The organism is Niallia yueguangensis (assembly GCF_052663115.1).
In genome coordinates this window covers 154,164-168,321 of record NZ_JBQTCX010000007.1, presented here as the reverse complement: position 1 = coordinate 168,321, position 14,158 = coordinate 154,164, and the positions used below count along the sequence as shown (strand labels likewise).

Genomic DNA, 14,158 nt, shown 5'->3' with positions numbered 1-14,158 from the left:
GTTCTCCTTAATTCATAATTCTTCGTACAAAATATACATCTGGAATTTGTTTTATACGATCGACTACTTTTTGCAGGTGGTTCACATTAAGAATAAAGATTGACATCGTAATAGTCGCCATTTTATTGCGGTCCGATTTACCAGAAACAGCCGAAATATTGGTTTTCGATTCATTAACCGCCTGTAATACTTCATTCAATAAGCCTCTGCGGTCATATCCGCTGATTTCAATATCAACATTATATTCTTTCCGGTCATTTAAATTCGTTTCCCATTCAACTGGAATTAATCGGGCTTTTGCATCTTCTGTATCAATATTGGTGCAATCTGCTCGGTGTACAGATACCCCTCTTCCTTTTGTGATAAAACCAACAATATCATCTCCTGGAACAGGATTGCAGCAGCGTGAAAGACGAATAAGTAAATTGTCGATCCCAGACACGCGAACACCAGATGCTCTTTTTTTATTTGTTGGAAAAGATTTAAGTTCTGCAACCGCATTCGAAATTGTCGCAGTTTGTTCGGCATCCCGTTTTTTGCGCCATTTTTCCGTTAAACGATTCGCTACCTGCAACGCGGTAATTCCATTATAGCCAACGGCTGCAAACATATCTTCTTCATAAATAAAGTTGTATTTTTCCATAACAGCTTTAATGTTTTCAGGGGTTAGAATTTCTTTTAAATCAAACTCCATATTGCGAATTTCTTTTTCTACTAACTCTTTCCCTTTTTCCACATTTTCTTCTTTACGCTGTTTTTTAAAGAATTGTCTAATTTTATTTTTTGCTTGGGATGTTTGTGCTATTTTAATCCAATCTTGACTTGGACCATACGAATGCTTGCTTGTGTGTATTTCAACAATATCCCCGGTTTTTAATTTATAATCAAGGGTAACCATCTTACCGTTTACTTTTGCTCCAATTGTTTTATTGCCAATTTCGGAATGAACTCTATAGGCAAAATCGATTGGCACAGAACCAGAAGGAAGTTCAAACACATCTCCTTTTGGTGTAAAAACAAACACCATATCGGAAAACAAATCAATTTTTAAATTTTCCATAAATTCTTCTGCATTAATTGTATCTTCTTGAAAATCTAAAATTTCTCTAAACCAAGATAATTTTTCATCAAGTGAAGTTCCTTCTTCAGCAGATTTTCCTTCTTTATAAGCCCAGTGTGCAGCAATACCAAACTCTGCGATTCGATGCATATCCGTTGTCCGAATTTGCACTTCTAAAGGGTCCCCTTTTGGACCAATTACTGTTGTATGCAAAGATTGATACATATTTGCTTTTGGCATTGCAATATAATCTTTAAATCGTCCTGGCATCGGTTTCCAGCGTGTATGAATAATACCAAGAACCGCGTAGCAATCTTTAATGCTATTGACAATGATTCGAACTGCAAGTAAATCGTATATTTCATTAAATTGTTTATTTTGAAGAATCATTTTTCGATAAATGCTATATATATGCTTCGGTCGTCCTGAAATATCGGAGTCAATCTTGACTTCATTTGTTCCTTGACGTATTTCCGAAACAACTTCATCTAAATATTGCTCTCGCTCTTCCCGTTTTTTCTTCATTAAATTAACAATACGATAATATTGCTGTGGATTCATATATCGTAATGCAGTGTCTTCTAACTCCCATTTAATCGTTGATATCCCCAACCGATGCGCCAATGGAGCAAATATTTCTAATGTTTCATTAGAAATGCGACGCTGTTTCTCGGCAGGTAAATGTTTTAATGTACGCATATTATGGAGTCTGTCCGCAAGTTTTATTAAAATGACTCGAATGTCTTGTGCCATTGCAACAAACATTTTGCGATGATTTTCCGCTTGTTGTTCTTCATGAGATTTATACTTGATTTTTCCGAGCTTTGTAACGCCGTCAACGAGCATGGCCACTTCTTTGTTAAAGCTATTGCTAATATCATCTAATGTGACATCTGTGTCTTCAACAACATCATGGAGAAAACCTGCAGCAACTGTAGCTGGATCCATCTGTAAATCAGCCAGAATTCCTGCAACTTGAATGGGATGAATAATATATGGTTCCCCAGATTTTCTATATTGTTCACGATGAGCTTCTTTAGCATAGTCATATGCTTGCTGAATAAATGCTGTATGCTCTTCGTTTAAATACCCTTTCGTCTTGTCGATGACTTGTTCGGCGGTTAATACTTGATCATTCGCCATGTAATCACCTTTCATATTCCGTTTATTATTAAAATTTATCATAAAAATTACATTATTTCTATTCTACCAGGAAGTTTTGCTTAGCATAACAACTCTTGCTAGAATAGTGATAATTTTAGAATCATTATTTCTATTATTATTAAAATAAAGAGGCTTGTAAAGAGAATACTGGAAATTTTCTTAAGTAAATAAAAACAATGTCGAAAAAAGTCATTATCTTTATCCAATGACAAAATTATCCATTTAAAAAAAAGCACTGTTTCCAGCGCTCTACTACATAAAAAATTAGTATTTCATTAACGTTAATAAATCATAACCTTGAAGGTTTTTACGGCCTTCCAAATAAGATAATTCAATTAAAAAAGCAATACCTGCAACTACTCCGCCAAGGCTTTCTACTAGTTTAATTGTTGCTTCAATTGTTCCGCCAGTTGCAAGAAGATCATCAGTAATCAACACTTTTTGACCTGGTTTAATCGCATCTTTATGCATTGTCAACACATCTTGTCCATACTCTAACCCATATTCTACTTTAACTGTTTCACGGGGAAGCTTTCCTTCTTTCCTTACTGGAGCAAAACCAACTCCTAAAGAATAAGCAACCGGACATCCAATAATAAACCCTCGAGCCTCTGGCCCAACAACAAGATCAATTTCTTTTTCCTTTGCATAGGCAACAATTTGGTCTGTTGCGTATTTATATGCTTCACCATTATCCATTAATGTTGTAATATCTTTAAATCTAATTCCTGGTTTTGGCCAATCTTCAACAATTGTGACAAACTGTTTCAAATCCATTTTTTTACTTCCTCCTCATTATGAACGGATTTTTTTAGAATAAGATCAAACCAATTTTTTAATTGCTCATATGATGAGTAAATTAAGTCTTTTTCAAGCGTAAACTGTGCTTGCTTCTGTTGAAATGACGGTGACTCTGTCAAATCTTTTCTATCTGTATTCTTATTCAACGAAATAAATCCATTTTCCATTGTAACAAAATTCAACTCAAAAAACACCTTTGTCATAAAAACAATTGTTTCATTACTCCACCCTTGTCTTTTTGCCAGTTCATTTCGATACTTTTCATAATGGAATTTACCTTGTTTGGCTAAAAATCCATAAAACCATTTAAAATGCTCTCTTGTCGGCATCGTGCTAAAATAGTCACTTTGCTGTTTATAAAAGACAGCATAAATTCTTTCTAGTTCTACATTAGATAAAAGCTGCTTGACAATATCTATGTTTTTTGGAAAATCAGCTAACACCATTACTTTTTCTTTGCATGAAAAAGCCGCAGCCTGTTCCATCGTTTCTACAAGGAGATAATTCGGCACTTGCTTTTCCATCTCAGCATTTAACGTATCTTGTTGAAAAAATATCCATATTGAATCTTTTTTTGGGATTTTATCGACTATCTTTTCGACCTGCAAAGCACCGCGATAATCAAAAAGCTGCCAAGTTTTCACCATGATATCTTGAATAAAAATTTGCGCTTTTTTTATATTATTCCATTCATTAATGGATAGCTGTCCTAATATGTCTAGTTTTGCTGATGGAGAAATATGTTCATACAAATCTCCTATTCCAAAACCAATACCATCAAGCTTATCTTCTCCTTGTTTTAATAAGATCTTTAAATGATTTTGATTGGCTCCAATTTTTCGAATGCTTTCCATTTCCGTATTGTTTAACACTACTTTCGGTTTTACATTATCCACGCCAAACGGCGCCAATTGCTGCATTTCTTGAATGGCTTCAAGGTTTAATTCTCCTAATGTAAAGCTGCCGTCTACAGAAGTTAACGGAATGAGATCTTCCTCTTGCAGCTGTTCAAAAGCAAGCCTATTTAATCTTTGTCTTAATTCGTTTACATTCTCTAACTGCAAAGTCATTCCAGCCGCCATTGGATGTCCCCCAAAATGAGGAAGAATATCTCGGCATGTAGACAAGTTTTTATATAAATCAAAGCCTGCAATGCTTCTTGCCGATCCTTTTGCAATCCCTTTTTCTTCATCGAATCCAAGAACAATAGTCGGTCGGTAAAACTTTTCTACTAAACGTGATGCGACGATGCCGACAACGCCAGGGTTCCAGCCTTCTTTTCCAACAATGATGACCCGGTTTTCCTCTAAAGGAAACTGTGATTCTACTTGTTCTACCGCTTCTTCAGTTATTTTATTTACAATGGATTGACGTTCTTTATTGATATCTTCCATTTCTAACGCAAGGGGTCCTGCCATTTCCTCATCATCTGTTAACAGCAGCTCAACAGCAGGATCTGCACTATCAAGACGCCCTACTGCATTAATTCTAGGTGCAATCATAAAACCGATTGTTTCTTCATCTATTGCATTTGCTTCTACATTCATTTGCTTTAGTAAAGCTTTTAATCCAACATTGCTTGTTTGACGCAGTTTTTTGATGCCTCGTTTGGCGATTAACCGGTTCTCTCCCGTTAGAGAAACTAAATCCGCTATGGTGCCAATTGCTGCAAACTGCAGTAAATGCTCAGGAACTTCACCATATAAGGCGTGAGCCACTTTAAAGGATACCCCGACACCAGCCAACTCGTGAAAAGGATAGGTGCTGCCAGGAATTTTCGGATGAATAATCGCATACGCATCTGGTAATTCTGGACCAGGTTCATGGTGATCCGTAATAATCAAATCTACTCCTAATTCTTTTGCAATATTTGCTTCATGGACTGCTGCAATCCCTGTATCTACAGTAATAATTAAATTTATTCCTATACTTGCAGCATAACGAAATGCAGCTTCATTCGGACCATAACCTTCTGTAAAACGGTTTGGAATATAAAATTGCACATTCGCTCCTAAATCTTCCAATGCTTTCATCATGACCGTTGTGCTTGTTACTCCGTCACAGTCATAATCTCCAAAAATTAATATCTGCTCTTCCTTGTTAATTGCAGTGCGAATTCTTTCTACTGCCGTTTCCATATGTAATAGCAAATAAGGATCATGAAATTCTTGATTATGATCAAATAAAAACTCTTGCGCTTCAGCAACCGTTCTAATCCCGCGATTAACGAGCAGAGAAGCAACAAGAGGTGTAATGTTTAATTGTTGTACCAATTCAGCGACAATCGCTTCTGATTGATTATTTTGTGTAATCCATCTTGTTTTTGAACGTAACATATCATCACCCCAATCTAATCATTATACAAGCTGTATCTTATCCTATCAATGGAGAACTCGTTAAAGGGATTGGCTGTTTTCGTATAGATTGTTGCTTTTAAACGCGCAGCCTGCATACAAAAAAGCTGACTCCAAAGATCAATCATTATCGACCTTTGGAGTCAGCCCCATGAATTATTAATTTTCTCCTTCGACTACTGGCTGCATTTCCTCGTATTTGCTTAATTTTTCTTCCAATTCTACTTTTTCTTTCGTAACGGTCTTTAATTTTCGCTGCAAAGAAAAAATTTTTACAATACCCGTTGATCCAATCATTAAGCCTCCAAGCAATACAGAAATCAAAATCACTAATACTAGAGGCCACTCACTTTTCCCAAATAAATAATTTACGGTAACAGGTTCAACATTTATAACAGCAAATACTGCAACAATAATTGCAAATAATATCCCAAATAATAAACTCCATTGTCTTTTCATCTTTCTTCCCTCCCTTAATTGTAAAAAACAGAACCACATTCTTTTTATTGATAAGGATATGGTCCTGCCTTTATAAAGCCCATTAAACTTGAGGCTGATCTGTATTTTTGCGTTTTTCTTTCACCGTAATAAGGACACCTTTTTTCTTCAGTTCCTTCTTCTTCCACACATACCATAATTGTGATGCGATGAAAATGGAAGAATAGGCGCCTCCGATTAAGCCGATTAACAATGCAAGTGAGAAGTTTTTAATTGAATCACTGCCGAAAATTAATAATGCAGTAACACAGATAACAACCGTCAACACTGTATTGATAGAACGGGCAAATGTTTGCCTTAAACTTCTATTAATTATGTCTTTAATTTCCTGGGCAGTTTGAATACGTTTTTGCTTCGCTAAGTTTTCTCTAATACGGTCGAATGTAACAATCGTATCATTGATCGAATAACCAACAATCGTTAATACAGCCGCAATAAATGTTATATCTACTTCTAGTCTTGTAAAGCTGAAAATAACGACTATAAAGAACGCATCATGCAGCAAAGCGATTACGGCAGCAAGTGCCATATATATTTCAAAACGAATCGTTACATAGATAATGATGCCAATAGAAGCATACAACAGTGCATAAAATGCATTTTTAGCAAGTTCTTTACCTATAGTAGGTGAAACAGTGCTTATATTCGGCTCATGTCCGTACGTATTCTTTAATTCCGTTTTTAATTCGGCAATTTTATCTTTACTAAGATCTCCTTTAATGCGAACAGCGCCAACTTGCTGATTTTCTCCAGACACCACAACATCATCTGCTGTAATACCTACTTTTTTCAGCTCTTGTTTTAATTCTTCTGTCGTCAACGATTTATCTGCCATAATTTCCAAACGGGATCCGCTTGAAAAATCAATGCCTAAATTTAATTTAAACACAAATAGGATGATAATACCTGCCGCAATCAATACACCTGAGATGGCGAAAAAAATGTTTTTATATTTAACAAAATCGATACGATCAAATTTTGTCGGCAATGTTAATGTGTCATAGTTTTCATTAATATCTTTTATATCTTTTCGATTCACACCGAACCATGTTGGCTTTTTATTAAAAGCTTTGCTGTTTACTAACAATCCAAGCAATAACCTTGACCCGTATACCGCTGTAATAAAGCTGACAAGGATGCTGACAATTAATAATGTAGCAAACCCTTTAACAGAGCTTGTCCCATATGCAAATAGAACGACAGCAGCTAAAATGGTTGTCAGATTTGCATCAAAAATAGTCGACAGCGAGTTTTTATTCCCTGCCTGGAAAGCAGCACGCAGCGATTTGCCGACACGCAGTTCATCCTTAATCCGTTCATACGTGATGATATTGGCATCGACTGCCATACCAACCCCGAGAATCAATGCTGCTATCCCCGGCAATGTTAATACACCATTCATTAAATCTAATACAAGAAGATTCAAATATACGTAAACCGTAAGTGTAATAACCGCAATAAGTCCTGGCAAACGGTAGTATAGAATCATAAATAAAAAGACAATTCCTACCCCAACGATGCCAGCAAAAACCGTATCTTTTAATGCTTGGTCACCAAATTGTGCCCCTACACTTGTTGAATATTTTTCATCAAGCTTTACAGGCAATGCTCCTGCATTCAATAAATCCGCTAAATTTTTTGCTTCTTGAACCGTAAAGTTTCCTGTAATAGAAACGGTATCTTGGTTAAATACTTGACTAACTCCTGGTGCAGATAAGTATTTAGGATGTTCTTTTGTTGATTCCTCCTTAAAGGAATCGCCTTCTTCATAATCCATCCAAATAACAAGTGCACTTCCTAAAACTTTTTGCGTCACATCATTAAACTTGCTTGCACTTTTTAGCTTAAGCGACACACTAGGTTTTCCATTTTGATCAAAACCTTGAGAAGCTCCACCTTCGACAAGATCAGATCCATCCATTAACTTCTTGTCATTGACATCACGAAAAGAAAGATTGGCTTCTGTTGAAAGAATCTCCCTTGCTTTGTTTTGATCTGTTACACCAGCAAGCTGTACTCGTATCCGATCTTCGCCTTCAACTTGAATGCTTGGTTCACTTACGCCTAATACGTCTACCCGTTTATTAAGAGCTTGTGCAGTACTGGTTAGAACATCTTTCGTTATTTTTTGCCCGCCCTCAATTGGCGTTACTTCATAAAGAACTTCAAATCCCCCTTGAAGGTCTAATCCTAATTTAATATGATTTAAAATATTTTTTGTTGTACCGCCCATTAAGCCGACACAAAGTAGGATAATTAACAAGAAAGCAATAATTCTACTTCTTTTTACCATTATGTATTGATCCTCCTCAAAGATAAACAAAAGATGACTTTTTTTAAACTTAACAATAACTAACTATTATTATGTTCATGAATTTATTATTTTTTACTATGTAATATGAATATAGTTACATTTTTGTCATTACAAACGCAAGCCATCCTACTGAAGAGGAAACATCACCTCTATTTCATGACAGGATGGCTACAGATATAACTTTAGTAGTTTCTCAAAAAAGACAGCAAATTAAAACTTCTCATTTGTTTCCTTTTTGAATACACACTTTAAAATGTAAACTTGAAGTTAAGCAGCTATTGTCGGGTCAATCATAATCAAGATATAGTTTTCAATCAATCACTATTTTGTTTATGGAATACCCCCATTATGAAACAGATTAAGATAGCTGTCAATTTGTTCAAAAAAATATCATAAAGTGGCCCTTCTATTGACGGAGGTCTTACTACCTATATATACAGGAAAATAACCTACTTACTTTAGCAATTCTTTTTTCTCTTCTTCTGATAATACAGAAAAGAAATCTTCCATCTTATATGCTTCAATAGTAGTAAAATTCATAAATTCTCCGATTTTCACATGTAATATATCCTGTACCAAAATAAACATTCTGCCGCTATCGGAAGGTTTTTTCCACTTTTTCTTTGTTAAGTAAAACCATAATTCATCTTCTGTTATCGTTTCATATCCTAGTAAATGAAATTCTTCTAATTTACTTTTTAACACAGGTTGCAGTTCTTTTCGATAATGATCATATAAATGCGCTGATGACATACTACAACAGCTCCTCTGTTTATTTAATCAGTCTGATCAAACACGTTCACTTTTTCATTACTTTCCAATTCATATACATTGCCCTTATAACAACTCTTTCTATAAGACAAACAACAAAAAATCATCATTCCTTGTCATGCTTTGTCCACTTTATTGCATATAGTTAATTGTATAGCATGAATCGCAATTTGAGAAGGCAGGGAATTAAATGTCTAAGTTTTTAAAAGGAACCATGATTTTATTAGTAGCAGGATTTATCACAAGGGTACTAGGATTTATTAATCGCATCGTGATTGCAAGATTTATCGGGGAAGATGGCGTTGGCTTATATATGATGGTATATCCTACGCTTATCCTTGTCGTAACCATCACTCAATTTGGACTGCCTGTTGCAATCTCGAAAAATGTTGCCGAGGCTGAGGCAGAAGGAAATAATCGAAAAGTCAAATCCATATTAGTTGTATCATTAGCTACTACATTAGCTCTTACTGTTTTGTTTACACCTGCTTTATTTTTGCTTGCCCCTTATTTATCACATACTTTATTTACAGATCCTAGAACATTGCAGCCGCTCATAGCAATTTCACCAATTATACCTATTATCGCTGTTTCATCTATACTAAGAGGCTATTTTCAAGGGCGCCAAAATATGCGGCCAGCTGCGACATCACAAGTCATCGAACAAGTCATCCGCATTACCCTTATAGCAGCTCTCACAAAAGCATTTTTACCGTTTGGCATTGAATACGCCGCTGCTGGCGCCATGTTAGCATCTGTGCTAGGGGAACTAGCTTCCTTGCTTTTTTTATTAACATCTTTTAAATGGAAAAAATCATTTCCTTTTCGGAAAAAATTTTTTCAGTATGTCGTAAACGGAAAATCGACCTTTCAGGAATTGATGCAAGTTGCTCTGCCGACAACTGGAAGCAGATTAATCGGAAGCATTGCCTGGTTTTTAGAACCCATTGTTGTGGCACATAGTTTATCAATAGCAGGTTTAACAGCGGTTAATGCAACAAAACAATATGGTGTCTTAACAGGGTTCGCCCTTCCTTTATTAATGCTGCCGTCTTTTTTTACCCAATCGCTTTCCACTTCCCTTGTTCCTGCGATTAGTGAAGCGAAAGCAAATAATCAATATGAAAAAATCGATTATTTATTGCAGAAGGCGCTTTTATTCACTTTTATGACAGGAGGTCTTGCCGTCGTTGTTTTGTTTGTGCTGGCAGAACCACTGATGTCCGTTATGTATCATAGTTCAAGAGGAACAACTTTTATTCAGCTAATGGCACCTTTTTTTATTTTAAATTATTATCAAGGCCCTCTTCAGGCAACACTTCAAGCACTTAATTTTGCCCGTGCTGCTATGATCAACAGTTTTATCGGGGCTGCTGTGAAGACAGCTGTAATTTTATTTTTAGCCAGCCGCCCTGAATTTGGAATATACGGAGTTGCCATTGCTTTAATTGTTGGGTTTGTCCTTGTGACTATGCTTCATTTGGCAACCATTATAAAAACAATCAGCTTTTCCATCTATGTGAGAGATTACATAAAAATGATGTTGATTATCTTTGTTACCGGTTATATTGGGACAAAGTTAACGAACATGATTTCCATTATGTCCTTGCCGGTTAAAGTAATCATAATTACCTGCATCATAAGCATCATTTATTTATTTCTATTATTGATTTTTAACTTAATAAAAAAAGAAGATTTAAAGAAATTCCCGTGGATTGGTCCCCTTTTTGCTTAATTCATCTATTCTGTGGACTAGTCCCTATACTTGTTCAGCAAAAGCTTCCTTTATTATTTTGGCTGTTTTCTCAAAGATTATTGTTTTTTACGAAAAAAAATGGGAGAAGAAGTACTCAGCAGACTGAATACACGTAGACTCCTGTGGGAATGCGAGAAAGACGAGACCCCACAGGAGCTTATACGACGAGGAGGCTCGACGCTCGCCCACCGGAAAGCGAAGTGTATTCGGGCTGCGAGTTTATAAGCAACAATCTATACGAAAACAGCCATTATTTTTTGATTCTATTTTTCAAAATGGTGAATATGCTTGTACTAGAATGCATAAAGAGAGTTTGGAAGGGAGAGGGTTACAATCGAAGAAAGTAAACATGTTGGAAGCGCCGTTTTATATGGGCTGATTTCCATATTTATTCTGTTAATTACAAGCAGTATCATATTTTCCTTACTATTAAGATTTACATCTCTGCAAGAATCTTCACTCCAGTACATCATTACTGCTGTCTCATTTATTACTTTATTTTCTGGTGGATTTATTTCTGGTGGGAAAGGAAAGCAGAAAGGCTGGTTTCTTGGAGGGGTAACAGGATTAATCTATTCTGTTATTGTGTTTTTATTCACGTATTTAGGTCTAGATCAGCTATTTACAGCAGAACAGTTCATCTATCATATATGCTATACGTTAATATGCATGATGGGCGGCATTTTAGGAGTAAACCTCTCAAAAAGCAGTTCCATATAAGAAAAGCAGCAGGAGTCCCTGCTGCTTTCTGTGCTTTATTAAGCCTTATCTAATACAGGACTAGAAGCTGGTGTTACATCACGAACAGCATTACGATCGTATGTAAGACGGCTGCCATCTCCGCATTTGATAACAACTGTACCTTCATTAATTGCATCTACAATACCATGAAGACCTCCGATTGTTACCACCTTGTCCCCTTTTTTCAGTTCACTTTGCATTTGTCTCACCGCTTTTTGGCGTTTTTGCTGTGGACGAATTAACAAAAAGTAAAACAGGACAAAGATTCCAATAAATGGAGCTATGCTAATAAGTTGTTGCATCTATTTCCCCTCCTTTCAACTTGTTTTCTATTTAGAAGTTTTTAGCGTTCGGTTTATTAAATCCATAACGTTCAAAAAATTCTTCTTTGAAGTCACCTAGTCGATCTTCGCGGATCGCTTGTCGGACATTCACCATTAAGTTTAACAGAAAATAAAGATTATGGTAAGATGTAAGTCGAATTCCGAATGTTTCGTCACATCGTATCAAGTGACGAATGTATGCACGACTATAATTTTTACAAGTATAACAGTCACAATTAGGGTCTAATGGACTAAAGTCTCTTGCGTATTTTGCATTTTTTACAACCAACCGGCCTTCACTTGTCATCACCGTACCATTTCTTGCAATTCTTGTTGGAAGCACACAATCAAACATATCAATTCCACGAATAGCGCCGTCAATTAACGAATCCGGCGAGCCTACTCCCATTAAATAGCGAGGTTTATTATCTGGCATTAATGGTGCCGTAAACTCTAATACTCGGTTCATCACATCTTTTGGTTCTCCAACCGATAACCCGCCAATAGCATAGCCAGGAAAGTCTAAAGAAACTAAATCTCTTGCACTTTGTTTTCTTAATTCTTCGTATTCCCCGCCTTGAATAATGCCAAACAACCCTTGGTCTTGCGATCTCTGATGTGCCTTTAAACAGCGCTCTGCCCATCTGGATGTTCTTTCGACTGATCTCTTCATATAATCATATTCAGCTGGATACGGAGGGCACTCATCAAATGCCATCATAATATCAGAGCCTAATGCATTTTGAATTTCCATCGCTTTTTCAGGAGAAAGGAATAACTTGTCTCCATTTAAGTGGTTGCGGAAGTGTACACCTTCTTCTTCAATTTTGCGAAAATCGCTTAAACTGAATACTTGGAACCCGCCTGAATCTGTTAAAATTGCTTTATCCCAGTTCATAAATTTATGCAGACCACCAGCTTCTTTAACGATTTCATGACCTGGGCGCAGCCATAAATGGTACGTATTACTTAAAATAATATTGGCGCCCATTGTTTTTAAATCTTCTGGAGCCATTGTTTTTACCGTTGCCAATGTTCCTACTGGCATAAACGTAGGTGTTTCAAAAGATCCGTGGGGAGTATGGACGATTCCTAATCTTGCTCCCGTTTGTTTACACGTTTTAATTAATTCATAGCGTATTGCTGTCAATGTGTTTTCTCCTTTAATCATCTCTAATTTTCTTACCTAATTATACAAGCTATTGAATAAACATCGCATCCCCAAAACTGAAAAAACGGTATCTTTCTTTTACAGCTGTTTCGTAGGCATGTAAAATATTTTCCCTGCCGCAAAGTGCACTTACGAGCATAATAAGCGTAGATTTAGGAAGATGAAAGTTCGTAATCATCCCGTCTATTCCTTTAAATTCATAGCCTGGATAAATAAAAATATTCGTCCACCCGCTTTTTTCTACAAATACGCCATCATTTGCTGATGCAATCGTTTCTAGTGTTCTCGTCGACGTCGTGCCTACAGAAATAATTCTGCCGCCTTCTGCTTTTACTTTATTTAATAACGTTGCCGTTCCCGCTGTTAGCTGGTAAAATTCCGCATGCATTTCATGGGCATCGACATCATCAACACTTACTGGCCGGAATGTCCCTAAGCCAACATGAAGTGTAATAAAAGCAATATGAACACCTTTTGCCTTTAACTCCTCTAATAGCGCTTCTGTAAAATGCAGTCCTGCCGTTGGAGCCGCAGCAGATCCCCTTTCTTTTGCATAGACTGTTTGATATCTGTCTTGATCGTCTAATACTTCTTTAATATACGGAGGAAGAGGCATTTCTCCCAGCTCATCTAATATTTCATAAAAGATGCCGTCATATTGAAAATCAAGAATTCTGCCGCCATGTTCTAATTCTTCTACACATACCGCCTTTAATTTGCCATTCCCAAAGGAAATAACCGTACCAGCTTTTACCCGTTTAGCTGGCTTCACGAGTGTTTCCCATTGATCGCCTTCTTGCTGCTTTAATAGCAGAACCTCAATATGAGCGCCAGTTCCTTCTTTTTCCCCATATAGTCTTGCTGGAAGTACTCTTGTATCATTTAAAACAAGACAGTCTCCCGGATTTATATAGTCGATTATATCTTTAAATTTTCGATTGATTAGGCTGCCAGTTGTTTTATTAACAACCATTAGTCTGCTGCTCGTTCTATCCTCTAAAGGCGTTTGGGCAATCAGTTCTTCTGGCAGATAAAAATCAAATAATTCTACTTTCAATCTTGTCACCTGTTTTCTCTTATTTCTTTGGCTATTTTCGTATAGATTGTTGCTTTAAGCGCGCAGCCTGCATACACTTCGCTTTCCGTGGGCGAGCGTCGAGCCTCCTCGTCGCATACGCTCCTGCGGGGTCTCGTCTTTCTCGCAT

General features: G+C 36.5%; 11 protein-coding genes. 2 read left to right on the top strand and 9 right to left on the bottom strand.

What is annotated here, in order from left to right; translation table 11 throughout:
* Nucleotides 1-7: 7 nt before the first annotated feature.
* The 6 genes from ACTYA4_RS08925 to ACTYA4_RS08900 form a co-directional block, all read right to left on the bottom strand.
* Complete coding sequence (locus ACTYA4_RS08925; RefSeq protein WP_443480761.1) at nucleotides 8-2,203, bottom strand: RelA/SpoT family protein; 2,196 nt, start codon at nucleotides 2,201-2,203, stop codon at nucleotides 8-10.
* A 285-nt stretch (nucleotides 2,204-2,488) separates the two neighbouring features.
* On the bottom strand, nucleotides 2,489-3,001 hold the full coding sequence (locus ACTYA4_RS08920) for an adenine phosphoribosyltransferase (RefSeq protein ID WP_443480760.1): 513 nt from the start codon (nucleotides 2,999-3,001) through the stop codon (nucleotides 2,489-2,491).
* Complete coding sequence (recJ, locus tag ACTYA4_RS08915) at nucleotides 2,992-5,361, bottom strand: single-stranded-DNA-specific exonuclease RecJ (protein WP_443480759.1); 2,370 nt, start codon at nucleotides 5,359-5,361, stop codon at nucleotides 2,992-2,994. Before recJ ends, ACTYA4_RS08920 begins: the two co-directional genes overlap by 10 nt.
* A 177-nt stretch (nucleotides 5,362-5,538) precedes the next feature.
* Nucleotides 5,539-5,838 carry a LapA family protein gene (locus ACTYA4_RS08910; protein ID WP_443480758.1) on the bottom strand — a complete coding sequence of 100 codons (300 nt, stop codon included), beginning with the start codon at nucleotides 5,836-5,838 and terminating at the stop codon, nucleotides 5,539-5,541.
* Nucleotides 5,839-5,920: 82 nt separating this feature from the next.
* The gene (gene secDF, locus ACTYA4_RS08905; RefSeq protein WP_443480757.1) at nucleotides 5,921-8,170 is read right to left on the bottom strand and encodes a protein translocase subunit SecDF; all 2,250 of its coding nucleotides are present in this window, start codon (nucleotides 8,168-8,170) and stop codon (nucleotides 5,921-5,923) included.
* Nucleotides 8,171-8,644: 474 nt separating this feature from the next.
* Entirely contained in the window at nucleotides 8,645-8,944 is a 300-nt protein-coding gene (locus ACTYA4_RS08900) for a post-transcriptional regulator (RefSeq protein ID WP_443480756.1), read from the bottom strand.
* A 208-nt stretch (nucleotides 8,945-9,152) separates the two neighbouring features.
* Here ACTYA4_RS08900 and spoVB point away from each other — a divergent pair, with 208 nt between their 5' ends.
* Nucleotides 9,153-10,697 carry a stage V sporulation protein B gene (gene spoVB, locus ACTYA4_RS08895; RefSeq protein WP_443480755.1) on the top strand — a complete coding sequence of 515 codons (1,545 nt, stop codon included), beginning with the start codon at nucleotides 9,153-9,155 and terminating at the stop codon, nucleotides 10,695-10,697.
* Nucleotides 10,698-11,051: 354 nt separating this feature from the next.
* Complete coding sequence (locus tag ACTYA4_RS08890; RefSeq protein ID WP_443480810.1) at nucleotides 11,052-11,438, top strand: TIGR04086 family membrane protein; 387 nt, start codon at nucleotides 11,052-11,054, stop codon at nucleotides 11,436-11,438.
* 38 nt (nucleotides 11,439-11,476) lie between these two features.
* Here ACTYA4_RS08890 and yajC read toward each other — a convergent pair whose 3' ends face one another.
* The 3 genes from yajC to queA are packed head-to-tail and all read right to left on the bottom strand — an operon-like array spanning nucleotide 11,477 to nucleotide 14,010.
* Nucleotides 11,477-11,761, bottom strand: a complete 285-nt coding sequence (gene yajC / locus ACTYA4_RS08885) for a preprotein translocase subunit YajC (RefSeq protein ID WP_443480754.1) — start codon at nucleotides 11,759-11,761, stop codon at nucleotides 11,477-11,479.
* Nucleotides 11,762-11,792: 31 nt separating this feature from the next.
* The gene (tgt, locus tag ACTYA4_RS08880) at nucleotides 11,793-12,932 is read right to left on the bottom strand and encodes a tRNA guanosine(34) transglycosylase Tgt (protein ID WP_443480753.1); all 1,140 of its coding nucleotides are present in this window, start codon (nucleotides 12,930-12,932) and stop codon (nucleotides 11,793-11,795) included.
* A 49-nt stretch (nucleotides 12,933-12,981) separates the two neighbouring features.
* Nucleotides 12,982-14,010 (bottom strand): tRNA preQ1(34) S-adenosylmethionine ribosyltransferase-isomerase QueA, encoded by a 1,029-nt coding sequence (queA, locus tag ACTYA4_RS08875; protein WP_443480809.1) that lies wholly within the window; start codon nucleotides 14,008-14,010, stop codon nucleotides 12,982-12,984.
* Nucleotides 14,011-14,158 lie beyond the last annotated feature (148 nt).